The organism is Serratia sp. MF1(2023), from assembly GCF_030954545.1.
Classification (GTDB): Bacteria; Pseudomonadota; Gammaproteobacteria; order Enterobacterales; family Enterobacteriaceae; genus Serratia; species Serratia sarumanii.
The window spans coordinates 1-14,447 of record NZ_JAVHUX010000034.1; the positions used below are offsets into that span (position 1 = coordinate 1).

Consider the following 14,447-nt stretch of genomic DNA (forward strand, 5'->3'; position numbering starts at 1 on the left):
TCGCTTGCTAACTCGAGGTGGCGTATATTACGCTTTCCTCTTTCAGAGTCAACCCTAATTTTCAGGATTTTTTCTCTTTCTTCCCGGCCGCTGTGTGAAGTGAATCACTTGCGCCGTGTCGATGGAGGCGCATTATAGGGAGCCGGTTCAGAATGACAAGCGATAATATGCATTTTTTATCTGACCGCTCACTATTCATTCGTAACGCCTATTAAACCCGCTTTTTGATGGCTTCAGGCAGGTCCGCCAGGCTATTTAGCACCCAATCGGCCAGCTTTTCGCCCTGCTCCGTCACCGGCTTGCCGGTACGCACCAGCACCTTGGTGCCGACGCCGGCCGCGATCGCCGCCTGCATATCTTCCGGTTTATCGCCCACCATATAAGAAGCGGCCATATCGATGTTCAATTCCTGCTGCGCTTGCAGCAGCATGCCCGGCTGCGGTTTACGGCAGTCACACACCTGACGATACTCTTCTACTACCGCCTCCGGATGGTGCGGGCAGAAATAGATGCCGTCGAAGTCAACGTCGCGATCGGCCAGCGACCAGTCCATCCACTCGGTCAGGTACATGAATTGGTCTTCGCTGAACTTGCCGCGCGCAATGCCGGACTGGTTGGTCACCATTACCAGCGCGAAGCCCATCTTTTTGAGTTCGCGACAGGCGTCAATCACGCCGTCAATAAAGTGGAAGTTGTCGATTTCATGGACATAGCCATGGTCAACGTTAATCGTACCGTCACGATCGAGAAAAATTGCTGGAACGCTTTGTGTCACCGCTTTGCTCCTGAGGGCCTGTATACGCTGACAGTATCGCATGTTTTACCCCACGCTGAGAACGCCGGAGAACGTCGTTGGCCGTTGACTTGGACGTCTAGACGCCTTAACATCTGATTCATACCTTGGTTCCACGCCGAGGTTTACTTTTATCTAGCCACGGGCAACCACGCTAAAATAAGAAGAATATGATTAAACTTTCTAACATCACTAAAGTGTTCCAGCAGGGTTCGCGCACCATTACCGCGCTCTCTGACGTGACCCTTCACGTCCCTGCCGGGCAAATCTATGGCGTCATCGGTTCCTCCGGCGCCGGTAAAAGCACGCTGATTCGCTGCGCCAACATGCTGGAGCGCCCAACGTCCGGCCAAGTGCTGGTCGATGGTCAGGATCTGACCTCGCTGTCGGAAAGTGAACTGACGCGCGCCCGTCGCCAAATCGGCATGATCTTCCAGCACTTCAACCTGCTCTCTTCCCGCACGGTGTTCGGCAACGTGGCGCTGCCGCTGGAGCTGGACAATACGCCGCGCGCCGAGATCAAAAAGCGCGTGACCGAACTGCTGGAGCTGGTCGGCCTGGCGGACAAGCACGACGCCTACCCGGCCAATCTGTCCGGCGGCCAGAAACAGCGCGTGGCGATCGCCCGCGCGCTGGCCAGCAATCCTAAAGTGCTGCTGTGCGATGAAGCCACCAGCGCGTTGGATCCGGCCACCACCCGTTCCATCCTGGAACTGCTGAAAGACATCAACCGCCGGCTGGGCCTGACCATTCTGCTGATCACCCATGAAATGGACGTGGTGAAACGCATCTGCGACCAGGTCGCGGTCATCAGCCAGGGGCAACTGATCGAAAAAGACAGCGTCAGCGAAGTGTTCTCGCACCCGAAAACCCCGCTGGCCCAGCAGTTCATTCAGTCCACGCTCCATCTGGATATCCCGGACGACTACGCCGCGCGCCTGTCGCCGGAGCGTCAGGGCGACCGCCAACCGCTGCTGCGCCTGGAGTTCACCGGCCAGTCGGTCGATGCGCCGCTGCTGTCTGAAGCCGCTCGCCGCTTCAACGTGAACAACAACATTATCAGCGCCCAGATGGATTATGCCGGCGGCGTGAAATTCGGCGTGATGCTGGCGGAGCTGCACGGCAGCGACGAAGACGCGCTGGCGACGATTAAGTTCCTGCAGGAAAATCAGGTAAAAGTAGAGGTTCTGGGTTATGTCTGAGGCAATGATGTGGTTGATGGCGCGTGGCGTGTGGGAAACCGTCATGATGACCTTTGTCTCCGGCTTCTGCGGTTTCGTGCTCGGCCTGCCGGTAGGCGTGCTGTTGTATGTCACCCGCCCGGGGCAGATCATCGCCAACAACTCGCTGTATAAAATCCTGTCCGGGCTGGTGAACATCTTCCGTTCTATCCCGTTCATTATCCTGCTGGTTTGGATGATTCCATTTACCCGCATGATCGTCGGCACCTCTATCGGTCTGCAGGCGGCCATCGTGCCGTTGACCGTGGGCGCCGCGCCGTTCATCGCGCGCATGGTGGAAAACGCCCTGCTGGAGATCCCGTCCGGTCTGGTGGAAGCGGCGCGCGCCATGGGCGCCACGCCGATGCAGATCATCAAGAAAGTGTTGCTGCCGGAAGCCCTGCCGGGCCTGGTCAACGCCGCGACCATCACGCTGATCACCCTGGTGGGCTACTCCGCCATGGGCGGCGCAGTCGGCGCCGGCGGTCTGGGCCAAATCGGTTACCAATACGGTTATATCGGTTATAACGCCACAGTGATGAATACCGTATTAGTATTACTGGTAGTTTTGGTTTATCTGATCCAATTCTGCGGCGATCGCATCGTCAAAGCCGTTACCCATAAATAGTTTCACAGCATGTTAATGCGAGTCTAATGAGGAAGGGATATGTCGTTAAAATTTAAATCCATCGCGGCAATTGGCGCACTGATCGGCTCTCTGGCTCTGGCGGGCTGCGGCCAGGATGAAAAGAATCCGAACCACATCAAGGTCGGCGTGATCGTCGGCGCTGAGCAGCAAGTGGCCGAAGTGGCTCAGAAAGTGGCGAAAGAGAAATACGGTCTGGACGTTGAGCTGGTCACTTTCAACGACTACGTGCTGCCTAACGAAGCGTTGAGCAAAGGCGATATCGACCTGAACGCCTTCCAGCACAAGCCATATCTGGATCAACAGATCAAAGATCGCGGCTACAAGCTGGTGCCGGTCGGCAACACCTTTGTTTACCCGATCGCCGGTTACTCCAAGAAAATCAAATCGCTGGACGAGCTGAAAGAGGGTTCTCAGATCGCACTGCCTAACGATCCGACCAACCTGGGCCGTTCGCTGCTGCTGCTGCAGAAAGTCGGCCTGATCAAACTGAAAGACGGCGTTGGCCTGCTGCCGACCGTGCTGGACGTGACCGAAAACCCGAAAAACCTGAAGCTGGTTGAGCTGGAAGCGCCTCAGCTGCCGCGTTCTCTGGACGATCAGCAGATCGCGCTGGCGGTGATCAACACCACCTACGCCAGCCAGATCGGTCTGACGCCGGCGAAAGACGGCCTGTTCGTGGAAGATAAAGACTCGCCTTACGTCAACCTGCTGGTTGCGCGCGAAGATAACAAAGATGCGGAAAACGTGAAGAAATTCGTGCAGGCCTATCAGTCTGACGAAGTGGACGCCGCCGCCAACAAAATCTTCAACGGCGGTGCGGTGAAAGGCTGGTAAGCGCTTATTCGCCAATTTTATTCCTATAATTGCAAGACGGGCCAAGGCCCGTCTTGTTATTTCCGCCATAGATTGCTTCAATAGCGCCACTTTCATTAAGGCAGAGGAATCTCAATGCGTGTTTTACCTCTCTGTTTGTTAGCGCTCGCGCTGGCCGGATGTTCATCGCAACGTATCGCGCCGTCCTCAACAAACAGCACCAGCAAGCCGACCACCACCGCCCCGGCCAAGACCACGCCGGCCGCCCGCCCCGCTCCGGTAAAACTGTACAAAAGTGCAGAAGAGCTTGTGGGCAAGCCATTCCGCGATCTGGGTGAAGTGTCCGGCGAATCGTGCCAAACCACCGTACAAGACTCCCCACCGAATCTGGCTACCGCACGTAAACGCATGCAGATCCGCGCGTCTTACATGAAGGCCAACGCCGTGCTGCTGCACGACTGCCAGATTGTCAGCGGTGTCGCCGGTTGTTACCAGCAGGCCGTCTGCCAGGGCTCGGCGCTTAACGTCTCGTCCAAATGACCGAATTCGTTTTCGAGCAGATCGGCGTGATCCGCTCGCCGTATAAAGAAAAATTCGCCGTTCCCCGCCAGCCGGGGCTGGTCGAAGACGGTGGCGGCGAACTGCTGCTGCTGCCACCTTACAACCAGGCGGAGGCGGTACGCGGCCTCAGCGATTTCAGCCATCTGTGGGTGATGTTCATTTTCCATCAAACCCTGGAAGGCGGCTGGCGGCCGACGGTGCGCCCGCCGCGTTTAGGCGGCAATGCCCGCATGGGCGTATTCGCCACCCGCTCCACTTTCCGCCCCAACCCGCTCGGCATGTCCCTCATTGAGCTAAAAGGCGTGCGGGTGAAAAACGGCGAAGTGGCGCTGGAGCTGGGCAGCCTCGATCTGGTCGACGGCACCCCGGTGGTGGACATCAAGCCGTATCTGCCGTTCGCCGAGAGCCAACCGCAGGCCCGCGCCGGTTTTGCCCAGGCTGCGCCCGCCGGCGATATGCCGGTGCGTTTCGCGCCTCAGGCCGAGCAGCAGCTGCAGCAACATCAGGCGCGTTATCCGCAATTAAGGCGTTTTATCAGCCAGGTGCTGGCGCAAGATCCCCGTCCCGCCTATCGTAAAGGAGAGGACGTCGAACGGGATTACGCCGTCTGGCTGCTGGATTTCAACGTGCGCTGGCGCGTCGTGGACGGTCATACCGAAGTGTTGGCGCTCGACCCGCGTTAAAATTCCGCCGCCTCTCTTTTGGCGACCCGCTCGCGCTGGTAAACTAAACCACTTTTGTCACTTTTGGCCGCCACTCTGGCAGCCCGATGCAATTTGCAGTTCTAACGGAACCAAAACACCATGCGTACTAGCCAATATCTGCTCTCCACATTGAAGGAGACACCTGCCGACGCCGAAGTGATCAGCCACCAGCTGATGCTGCGCGCCGGGATGATCCGCAAGCTGGCCTCCGGTCTTTACACCTGGCTGCCGACCGGCCTGCGCGTTCTGAAAAAGGTTGAAAACATCGTTCGCGAAGAAATGAACAATGCTAACGCGATCGAAGTGTCCATGCCGGTGGTTCAGCCTGCCGATCTGTGGCAGGAAAGCGGCCGTTGGGAGCAATACGGCCCCGAGCTGCTGCGCTTCGTCGACCGCGGCGATCGTCCGTTCGTGCTGGGCCCGACGCATGAAGAAGTGATCACCGATCTGATCCGCAACGAGATCAGCTCGTACAAACAGCTGCCGCTGAACTTCTTCCAGATCCAGACCAAGTTCCGTGATGAAGTGCGCCCGCGTTTCGGTGTAATGCGTTCCCGTGAGTTCCTGATGAAGGATGCCTACTCCTTCCATACCTCGCAGGAGTCTCTGCAAGAGACTTACGACGCGATGTACGAAGCGTACAGCAAAATCTTCAGCCGCATGGGCCTGGATTTCCGCCCGGTGCAGGCCGATACCGGCTCGATCGGCGGCAGCGCCTCGCACGAATTCCAGGTGCTGGCAGACAGCGGTGAAGACGATATCGTGTTCTCCACCGGTTCCGACTTCGCCGCCAACATCGAGCTGGCAGAAGCAGTCGCGCCGGCGGCTCCACGCGCGGCGGCCGGCGAAGAATTGCGTCTGGTGGATACGCCGAACGCCAAAACCATCGTTGAGCTGGTCGATCAGTTCCAACTGCCGGTGGAAAAAACCGTGAAGACGCTGATGGTGCGCGCCACCGAAGAGAGCGGCCACAAGCTGGTTGCCCTGCTGGTGCGCGGCGATCACGAGCTGAACGAAGTCAAGGCCGAGAAGCTGGCGCAGGTTGCCACGCCGCTGACCTTCGCCACTGAAGAAGAAATTCGCGCCATCGTCGGCGCCGGCCCGGGTTCACTCGGCCCGGTCAACCTGCCGATGCCGGTGGTAGCCGACCGCAGCGTGGCGGCGATGAGCGACTTTGGCGCCGGCGCCAACGTCGACGGCAAACACTACTTCGGCATCAACTGGGAGCGCGATCTGCCGCTGCCGCAGGTGGCCGATATCCGTAACGTGGTGGACGGCGACGCCAGCCCGGACGGTCAGGGCACGCTGCTGATCAAACGCGGCATCGAAGTGGGCCATATCTTCCAGCTCGGCACCAAGTACTCGGAAGCGATGAAAGCGACCGTGCAGGGCGAAGACGGCCGCAACCAGGTGCTGACCATGGGTTGCTACGGCATCGGGGTTACGCGCGTCGTGGCCGCCGCCATTGAGCAGAACCACGACGAACGCGGCATCATCTGGCCGGACGCCATCGCGCCGTTCCAGGTCGCTATCCTGCCGATGAACATGCACAAGTCGTTCCGCGTGCAGGCGCTGGCCGAAGAGCTGTACAACACCCTGCGCTCCCACGGCATCGACGTGATCCTCGATGACCGCAAAGAGCGCCCGGGCGTGATGTTCGCGGATATGGAGCTGATCGGCGTGCCGCACTCTATCGTTATCGGCGACCGCAATCTCGACAACGAAGAGATCGAGTACAAGAACCGCCGCGTCGGCGAGAAGCAAATGATCAAAACCGGCGAAATCGTTGATTTCCTGCTGGGTCAGATCAAACGCTAAGCGACGAATGCCAGAAAGTAAAAAACCCGCTCTCGCGGGTTTTTTTATATCCGAAATCGCTTATTTGCTGCTGCAGTTCTTGCTGCGGTCAAACACGATTTTGCCGTCCGGCACCAGCGCCTTCTCGGTCAGACCTTCCTCCATCGACGGCTGCACGCTGAAGTGCGCGCTGAACGTCAGAAATACCGGCTCGCCGGCGGTCTTGTATGCTTTGGCGTAACCTTGCTCCAGCGCGATGTTGTTGTCCACCGGGAAGGTTTTGCCGGTAGCGCAGTCCTTGAAGACCGCCGCGTCCGCCATATAGGTGTAGCTGCCTTTCAGCGTCATCGGCGTTTTAGGCAACGGCTTCTCAACCGGATCCAGGCGGTAATTCAGCTTGGACTCGATCGGCACGCCGCTGCGATCCAGCATTTCCAGGCTCTTGCCCACCGGGCGGAAATAGCGTTTTTCGCCGTTGCTGTCGGTCAGCACCAGCTTATCCGCGGTGCGCGCCCATTTGCCGTAGTCGGCAAAGGTCTGATCGCCGTCTTTGGTGCCGCGATAGGTTTCCTGCAGCACGAAGGTGCCGTCCTCATCCAGGAACAGCGCCGTCTCCAGACCGCCGCAATCGGCGCAAGGCAACACCCCTTGATAGCTCTGCGGCATTGGCTGCAGCGGTTGTTCCTTCGGCTGATAATGATTGTTGCATCCCAACAACGAGAGTGCGCCTGCCGCGAGGAACAGGGCTACCGTAATTTTTTTCACAGTTATTCTCCTACTGTGTTCATGTATTCCTAAGTGTGAACCTTGCCACGCAGCGCCTTGGTGGCGCCTTTACGCGCCTTGCCTTCCAGGCGACGCAGTTTGGCCCCTTTTGTGGGCTTGGTCGCCTTGCGCGTTTTTTCCACCACCATCGCCTGCCGAATCAGCGCGGCCAGCCTGGCCAACGCCGCTTCGCGATTCAATTCTTGACTGCGATACTCTTGCGCCTTGATAATCACCACGCCATCGGCGGTAATGAGATGATGATTCAGCGCCAGCAGCCTTTCCTTATAATACTCTGGCAGGCTGGATGCCCGGATGTCAAAGCGCAAATGGATCGCCGTTGAGGTTTTGTTCACGTGCTGGCCGCCCGCGCCCTGCGCGCGGATCGCCGTCAATTCCAGCTCATTATCCGGTATGGCGACGTTTCTTGACAGTTCCAGCACCGGTTACACCTGTGCCTGCTGCCACTCGGCGAACTGGATTTCCAGACTATTCTGAGCATCGGACAGCCAAATAGTTCCCTCCTGCAACGTCGCCTGCAGCGTCATGGTGCGGCTGGCCAATGCCGTCAGGCGCGCCAACTGCTCGTCGTCGAGGAAACGCACGCTCAGGTTCTTGTAGCCGGCCACCTTGCCCTGCATTCCCTGCCACCACACGTGCGCGGCGCGCTCGCCGTAGGCGTACAACACCACGCGCGGCGACTGGTTGCAGGCCTTGCGGATGCGTTTTTCGTCGGGCAACCCCATCTCGATCCACATTTCCAGCCCATTGTGGTCGTTGCGCTGCCAGATCTCCGGCTCGTCGTCGGCGCTCAGCCCTTTGGTGAACACCAGTCGCTCGTCGGCATGGCAGATCCAGGCCAACAGGCGCAGCATCATGCGCTGCTCGTTTTCGGACGGGTGTTGCGCCAGCGTCAATGCGGCGTCGTGGTAGAAGTGACGATCCATATCAGCGATATTGACCGCGGCTTTATAAATGGTTGCTTTCAGCGCCATGGGTGACCTCGTTATTATCCGGCGACAGTGTACTTGATCAGGGCCGAACGCCGCCAGCGCGGCCCGGCCGCGGCAGTGCGAAAGGCGTGCCGGGGTGCTGATAACTCCATAACAGCTGTGCTATAGTCGTCTGGGATAGGATAAAACTCCAAGAGCCTGCGCCTCATCGCGATAGTAGTCTTGATGATGCAGAGGTTCTTAAGGGAGGAAACTGTGCAACAATACTGTGAGTTAGTACGCCGTACTTACGCCGAGATTGGCAGTGGAGATCTTGGCTACGTGCCCGATGCGCTGGCTTGTGCGTTAAAGGCATTGGACGATGTCGCAGCGAACGATGCGCTACCGTCCTCCGTTAGGGAACAGGCGGCCTTTGCCGCCGCTAACTTATTGGTGAGCGACTATGTTGATGAATGATGAGTACCAACCCATCAATTGCGATGACTACGACAACCTGGAACTCGCCTGTCAGCATAAACTTATTCTGAAGCTGGAGTTACGCGACGGAGAAGTGATCGAGGCCAAGGCGATCGACCTGCTGCAAAAGAAACGCGTTGAGTATCTGACCATCGAACAGAATGGCCAACAGCGCGACCTGCGTCTGGACCATATCAGCAGTTTCAGTCATCCGGAAATCGGTACCGTGGTCGTCAGTCTGTCGGACTGAGCAGCGGTAACCCCATCCCAACAGGGCAGCCCAACGGCTGCCCTCGTCATTTACGGCTTCAGGCTGGCGTAAAAGGCCGCCAGATCGGCGATATCGTCATCCGACAGCCCCGACACGTAGGCCTTCATCACCTCGGCCTGGCCGCCGTTGCGCCCCCCTTTCTTGTACGCCTGCAGCGCGTGCTGCAGGTACATGGCGTTCTGCCCGGCCAGATTCGGGTACATCGGCACCGTCACCTTGCCCTGCGCGCCGTGGCACGCAGCACAGGCGGCGGCTTTCGCCTGGCCGGCCGCAGCATCCCCCGCCGCCAACGCCGGCAGGCTGAACAGGCCGGCGGCCAACAGCGTGATCCCCACAAACTTCATTATTGCTCCTCGCGATTATGATTTTTTTCCCAGCGCAGCCGCCACGGACGTTCGCCTTCCGGCACCTGCCCCGCCTCACAGACGAATACGCCCAGCGCGGCGATCAGCTGCTCATCATAATAAATCAACGGGATGCGTTCACGCTGCCAGGGCGGGATCCCCAGCTCCTGCCACAATTTTTTTATCGGCCGCGAATGGGCGCGCCCCACGATGCGCACCGCGCCCTGCACGCCGCCGAAACGAATGCTGATCCGCTGCGACGGCTGCGGCGCGCGCAGCGCCAGCTCGCCCTCACCCGCGACAAGCCGCCCCAGCCCATCCGGCAGCGCCAGCGGCTCGTCAGGCTGCCAGGGCAGATGCACATCGCGCAGCGCCGCCAGCGGCGGCAACAGGTGCAACCGGCCGCGGAAACGGCGAATCTGATAGGCGCCGAGCTGCAGCTGCGGTTCGGCATCCTCCCGGCTGAGCGCCACCTCCACCCACAGGCGCTGAAGCTGCTCACGCGCCGGCATGGTGACGTTAAACAACGCGATCCAGCGCCGCAGCAAGGCGAAGCGCCGCACCGGCGAACAGTCCGTCAGGCCGTCGATCGCCAATGAGCGATCCGCCGCCAACAGGCTTTGCAGCGGTTCCGCCAGCAGTTCGTCCAGCAGCTGCTCCTGCTCGGCGCACAGGCCGGCGCTGCGCGCCACCGCCGAGGCGAAGTGCGGCCAGCGCTGGTTGAGCTGCGGCAACACCTGCAAGCGCAGGAAATTGCGATCGAAGCGCGTATCCTGATTGCTGTCGTCATCTATCCAGGTTAGGGCGTGGCGTTGCGCGTAGTTTTCCAACGTCTGGCGTGAGCAACCCAACAGCGGCCGCAACAGCAGGTGCTCGCCCAACGCCGCGCGCGCCGCCATCGCCGACAGCCCCGCCGGCCCGCTGCCGCGCTTGAGCGCCAGCAGGAAGGTTTCGCTTTGATCGTCGAGGTGTTGGGCGGTGAGCAGCGCTTCGCCCTCCGTTAGCGCGGCGCTGAAGGCGGCATAGCGCGCCGCGCGCGCCGCCGCTTCGATGCCGCCCTGGCGGGCGTCCACCTGCACGTGCGTCACCGTCAGCGGGATCTGCCAGTCGGCGCAGCGGCTGCGGCAATGCTCAACCCAGCGGTCGGCGAAGGCGCTCAGGCCGTGATGCACATGCAGCGCGCGCAGTTGCATTCCCGGACGCCGGCGGCGCAACGCCGCCAGCACATGCAGCAGTACGCTGGAATCCAGGCCGCCGCTGAACGCCACCAGCAGCCGCTGCTGCGCGCCCAACTGGTCTGCCACCCGCGTCGTTAATTGATCAGTATTCATCGGTCGGCTTTGTCACTTCTACATAGCTGCACGTTAACCCCGCCTACCGTCATCAATCAAGCATTAACCGTCCGTGCCTGGCGCCGCGTCAGCAACCACCAACCACCCAGCACCGCGATCACCGCCAGCGCGCATCCGGCCGCTCCCCAGCCAATCTGGGCGAAAATGCGGCCATACGCCTGCATCGCCGCCCCCTCGATGTGATCCTCGGCGGTCTGATTGGCGATAATGCCCGCCAGATAGTTGGCGATCGAGCCGGTCGCCAGCATATAGATGCCGGTCAGCACGCCGGTGGCGCCGGGGATATTCAGCCGGGTGATCTGCGCCATCGCCACCGGATCGATAAACAGTTCGGCGAAGCCCATCACCGCCAGGCCGGCGATCATCAGCCCCATCGAGCCCGGCCCGTGCAGCCGCGTATTGAGTGCCATCAGCGTAAAGCCGACGCCGATCAACAGCAGACCGAAGGCGAACTTGCACCAAATGCGCAGCGTGCGATCGCCCGTACCGTCGCCGTTCGCCAGCCATGCCAGCGCCACGCCGCCCAGCATCACCGCGCAGGCATTAACCGACTGGAACAGCGCGGTCGGCACCGTCCAGCCGAACCAGCGCCGATCGACGAAGTGATCGATAAACAGGCTGATGGAGCTGCCGCCCTGCTGGGCGAAAGCCCAGAACAGCGTGCCCAGCAGCATCAGCACAACGATCTGCCACAGTCCCCGGCGCTGGCCGGCGTCCGCACGCAGCATAATGCGTGCCACCAGCACCACCGCCGCCACGCACACCAGCCCGAGCAAATAGCCGGCCCAGTCGTGCACAAACAGCAGCGTGAAGAACAGCGGCGATGCCAGCAGCGCCGCCAACAGCCAACCCCAGTGCGGCAAACCCAGGCTTTTGGCGCGCATCAGCGGTGCATTCACGCCGCGGGTATGGTGGAAGTGGCGCCCGCCGAGCAGGAAGATCGCCAGGCCGGCGAACATGCCGATCCCGGCCAACGCAAAGCCGACGTGCCAGCCATAGCGCTCGGCCGCCAACCCGCAGGCGATCGGCGCCAAAATAGATCCGACGTTGCCGGCGGCGTACAGCAGCGAGAAGCCCCCTTCGCGGCGCGAGTCGTGCGCCGGATACAGTTCGCCCAGCAGGCAGCTGATATTGGATTTGAACAGGCCGTAGCCGCAGATGATGATGGCCAGCGCCAGATAGAGCGACTGGGCGGAGACCGCGCTCAGGCCGAGCACGATATGCCCCAGCGTCATCAGCGCCGCGCCGGCGATCACTGCGACGCGATTGCCCAGCAGGCGGTCGGCGAGCCAGCCGCCCAAAATAGGAGTGACGTAAACTAACGAAGCGTAAGCGCTGTAGAGATCGATGGCGTGGCTGTCGGTATAGCCGAGTTGGTGGGTCAGATAGAGAATCAGTAACGCACGCATGCCGTAAAAGCTGAAATATTCCCAAATTTGTATGGCTACGACATAGTAGATTGCGCGCGGCTGTGAGGGTGTTTTCATGGAGGTCTCCCATCAGTCGGTGAACGGCAAAGGGGAAGCGCGAGCGCCTCCCCTGTTATTGGCTGCGGTTATTTCGCCTTCAGCACTTTCACCCGATAACGTCCGTCCGCCTGACGATAGGCGCCGTGAATGTCGGTTTCAAAGCCCGGATAATGCGCGCCGATTTCGCACAGCATCTGCAGGAACTCCAGCACCGGCCGGCTCTCCTCGGTCAGCATTTCGCCCGGCATCACCAGCGGCACGCCCGGTGGGTATGGGAGGATCATATTGGCGTTGACCTTGCCGACCATCTCTTCCAGATAAACCTCTTCCACTTCGCCGTGCAGCTCTTTCTGGAACGCCTGGTACGGGTTCATCACCATGGTTGGCAGCACTTCGAACGCGCGATACATCAGGTCCGGCAGGTTGTGCTGCTCCACCAGGCGGTGAATGTTCTGCGCCAGATCCTGAATGCGCATGTTTTCATAGAAATCAGGCGCTTCGTGATACAGCGAAGGCAGCATGTTTTTCACCCGCAGGTTCAGATCGAACGAGCGTTTGAAGTCGGTCATCGCGCGCAGCAGGCTGAGCGCCTTGGTTTTGTCGATGCCGATGCTGAACAGGAACAGCAGGTTGTACGGCCCAGTTTTCTCGACGATGATGCCGCGTTCGTCGAGGTATTTCGCCACGATGCTGGCCGGGATGCCGAACGGCTGCATCTCGCCTTCCTTGCTCATCCCCGGCGTCAGAATGGTGACCTTGATCGGATCGAGGTACATGTGTTCATTGTCGATGTTCTTGAAACCGTGCCAGGCGCTGTCGGAGCGCAGCGGCCAGCATTCCGGCTCATCGATATGCTCCGGCTGCCAGACGTCGAAGAACCAGCCGTCGGACTCGACTTTCAGGCGTTTGATCTCTTTGCGGAACTTGATCGCGCGTTCGATGGAGCCGTTGATCAGGCGCTTGCCGGCGTTGCCTTTCATCATCGCCGCGGCGGTTTCGGTCGACGCCACGATGCCGTAGTGCGGCGAGGTGGTGGTGTGCATCATGTAGGCTTCGTTGAAGGTTTCTTCGTTGATGTCGCCCTTCACATGAATCATCGAAGCCTGCGAGAAGGCCGCCAGCAGCTTGTGGGTGGACTGGGTTTCATAGATCACCTTGCCCTCCACGCGGCCGCCGCTCATGCCGCACTTGCCTTTATAGATCGGGTGGAAGTTGGTGTAAGGCACCCAGGCGGAATCGAAGTGGATAGACTTCACGTCCAGGGTGTTCTTGATAAAGTCGGTGTTGTACAGCAGGCCGTCATAGGTGGAGTTGGTGATCACCGCATGCACCGGCCAGGTGGCGTTCGGGGTCTCCTTCACACGTTTGGCGATGGTGGCGCGCTGGAACTCGCTCTGCGGAATGCCGCCGAGGATGCCGTAGGCGTTGCGGGTCGGGCGGAAGTAGATCGGCGTGATGTCGCTCATCATCATCAGGTGAGTCAGCGACTTGTGGCAGTTACGGTCAATCAGTACCGTGCTGCCCGCCGGCGCCGAATACATGCCGACGATCTTGTTGGCGGTGGAGGTGCCGTTGGTGACCATGTAGCTGCGTTCGGCGTTGAACACGCGGGAAATGTACTCTTCCGCCTCTTTGTGCGGGCCGGAGTGATCCAGCAGCGATCCCAGTTCGGACACCGAAATCGAGATATCCGACTTCATGGTGTTCGGGCCGAAGAAATCGTAGAACAGGCTGCCCACCGGGCTTTTCTGGAATGCGGTGCCGCCCATGTGGCCCGGCGTACAGAAGGTGTATTTGCCTTCGCGCACGTATTTGAACAGCGCCTTGGTCAACGGTGGCAGGATGGTGTCGATATACTCGTCGGTATTCTGTTTGATCTTGGCGGCGATGTCGGTTGCCGCGCCGAGCGCATATTCGAAGAAGCGCACCTGCATGCGCAGATCGTTCAGGCTGACGTCCAGCGTCGAATAGGTGTTGGCGAACGCGTACAGCGGCATGTACTCGTTCAGCTGGCTGATCTCTTCGCACAGCTCCAGGTTGTATTTGTCCCAGTCGAAGATCACCCCGCACAAGCGGGCGTTGTTCTCGATCAGTTTCAGCAGGTCTTCGCGATCGTTAGGGTAAACGATGCGGAAATCCAGACTTTCCAGCGCCTGATGCAGTTCACGGATAGGCTCTTCTTTGAAGTAGACACCCATGTGATTCATGATGGCGATAACGTTCATATGCATTTCTCCTGGCAAAGCAAGCCCCTTCCCGTCGCGGCTGACAGGTCGGAAAGAAAGGGGCTGGGTAAATTC

Annotated in this window: 16 protein-coding genes; 8 read left to right on the forward strand and 8 right to left on the reverse strand. The window is 59.7% G+C overall.

All coding sequences use genetic code 11. The features are described 5' to 3' along the window. Positions 1 to 211: 211 nt before the first annotated feature. Entirely contained in the window at positions 212 to 775 is a 564-nt protein-coding gene (gene gmhB / locus REA38_RS16170) for a D-glycero-beta-D-manno-heptose 1,7-bisphosphate 7-phosphatase (RefSeq protein ID WP_033635715.1), read from the reverse strand. A 188-nt stretch (positions 776 to 963) separates the two neighbouring features. On the opposite strand from gmhB, the gene metN reads away from it, so the two are divergent. The 6 genes from metN to proS all read left to right on the forward strand — a co-directional run bounded on the left by metN (position 964) and on the right by proS (position 6,558). Next, on the forward strand, positions 964 to 1,995 hold the full coding sequence (gene metN / locus REA38_RS16175) for a methionine ABC transporter ATP-binding protein MetN (RefSeq protein ID WP_004932012.1): 1,032 nt from the start codon (positions 964 to 966) through the stop codon (positions 1,993 to 1,995). Beyond that, positions 1,988 to 2,641: a methionine ABC transporter permease MetI gene (locus REA38_RS16180; protein ID WP_308886237.1), complete on the forward strand. Its 654-nt coding sequence runs from the start codon at positions 1,988 to 1,990 to the stop codon at positions 2,639 to 2,641. The genes metN and REA38_RS16180 overlap by 8 nt, the downstream gene beginning before the upstream one ends. 39 nt (positions 2,642 to 2,680) lie before the next feature. Beyond that, positions 2,681 to 3,496, forward strand: coding sequence for a MetQ/NlpA family lipoprotein (locus REA38_RS16185; protein WP_033635716.1), 816 nt, complete (start codon positions 2,681 to 2,683; stop codon positions 3,494 to 3,496). 114 nt (positions 3,497 to 3,610) lie between these two features. Next, complete coding sequence (rcsF, locus tag REA38_RS16190; RefSeq protein ID WP_025304011.1) at positions 3,611 to 4,015, forward strand: Rcs stress response system protein RcsF; 405 nt, start codon at positions 3,611 to 3,613, stop codon at positions 4,013 to 4,015. Beyond that, positions 4,012 to 4,719, forward strand: coding sequence for a tRNA (N6-threonylcarbamoyladenosine(37)-N6)-methyltransferase TrmO (gene tsaA / locus REA38_RS16195; protein ID WP_039569840.1), 708 nt, complete (start codon positions 4,012 to 4,014; stop codon positions 4,717 to 4,719). Before rcsF ends, tsaA begins: the two co-directional genes overlap by 4 nt. 120 nt (positions 4,720 to 4,839) lie before the next feature. Next, a complete protein-coding gene (gene proS / locus REA38_RS16200; protein WP_033655309.1) occupies positions 4,840 to 6,558 on the forward strand; it encodes a proline--tRNA ligase in 1,719 nt (572 codons plus the stop codon). A 60-nt stretch (positions 6,559 to 6,618) separates the two neighbouring features. Here proS and nlpE read toward each other — a convergent pair whose 3' ends face one another. Genes nlpE through REA38_RS16215 form a run of 3 tightly spaced genes read right to left on the reverse strand, consistent with a single transcriptional unit; the run spans position 6,619 to position 8,297 of the window. Next, positions 6,619 to 7,302, reverse strand: coding sequence for an envelope stress response activation lipoprotein NlpE (gene nlpE / locus REA38_RS16205; RefSeq protein ID WP_033655310.1), 684 nt, complete (start codon positions 7,300 to 7,302; stop codon positions 6,619 to 6,621). A 29-nt stretch (positions 7,303 to 7,331) separates the two neighbouring features. Next, positions 7,332 to 7,745, reverse strand: coding sequence for an alternative ribosome rescue aminoacyl-tRNA hydrolase ArfB (gene arfB / locus REA38_RS16210; protein ID WP_308886239.1), 414 nt, complete (start codon positions 7,743 to 7,745; stop codon positions 7,332 to 7,334). Positions 7,746 to 7,748: 3 nt separating this feature from the next. Continuing rightward, complete coding sequence (locus REA38_RS16215) at positions 7,749 to 8,297, reverse strand: YaeQ family protein (protein ID WP_033655311.1); 549 nt, start codon at positions 8,295 to 8,297, stop codon at positions 7,749 to 7,751. Between the two features lie 213 nt (positions 8,298 to 8,510). Here REA38_RS16215 and REA38_RS16220 point away from each other — a divergent pair, with 213 nt between their 5' ends. Beyond that, on the forward strand, positions 8,511 to 8,711 hold the full coding sequence (locus REA38_RS16220) for a YaeP family protein (protein ID WP_004931993.1): 201 nt from the start codon (positions 8,511 to 8,513) through the stop codon (positions 8,709 to 8,711). Then, positions 8,698 to 8,961, forward strand: a complete 264-nt coding sequence (gene rof, locus REA38_RS16225; RefSeq protein WP_004931991.1) for a Rho-binding antiterminator — start codon at positions 8,698 to 8,700, stop codon at positions 8,959 to 8,961. The genes REA38_RS16220 and rof overlap by 14 nt, the downstream gene beginning before the upstream one ends. A gap of 50 nt (positions 8,962 to 9,011) precedes the next feature. Here the strand turns inward: rof and REA38_RS16230 are convergent, their stop codons facing one another. The 4 genes from REA38_RS16230 to cadA form a co-directional block, all read right to left on the reverse strand. Then, on the reverse strand, positions 9,012 to 9,326 hold the full coding sequence (locus REA38_RS16230; RefSeq protein WP_308886240.1) for a c-type cytochrome: 315 nt from the start codon (positions 9,324 to 9,326) through the stop codon (positions 9,012 to 9,014). Continuing rightward, complete coding sequence (gene tilS / locus REA38_RS16235) at positions 9,326 to 10,657, reverse strand: tRNA lysidine(34) synthetase TilS (RefSeq protein ID WP_308886241.1); 1,332 nt, start codon at positions 10,655 to 10,657, stop codon at positions 9,326 to 9,328. Before tilS ends, REA38_RS16230 begins: the two co-directional genes overlap by 1 nt. Positions 10,658 to 10,713: 56 nt before the next feature. Beyond that, positions 10,714 to 12,165, reverse strand: coding sequence for a dipeptide permease DtpD (gene dtpD, locus REA38_RS16240; RefSeq protein ID WP_308886242.1), 1,452 nt, complete (start codon positions 12,163 to 12,165; stop codon positions 10,714 to 10,716). 68 nt (positions 12,166 to 12,233) lie between these two features. Then, positions 12,234 to 14,372 carry a lysine decarboxylase CadA gene (cadA, locus tag REA38_RS16245; protein WP_043139919.1) on the reverse strand — a complete coding sequence of 713 codons (2,139 nt, stop codon included), beginning with the start codon at positions 14,370 to 14,372 and terminating at the stop codon, positions 12,234 to 12,236. Positions 14,373 to 14,447: the final 75 nt, after the last annotated feature.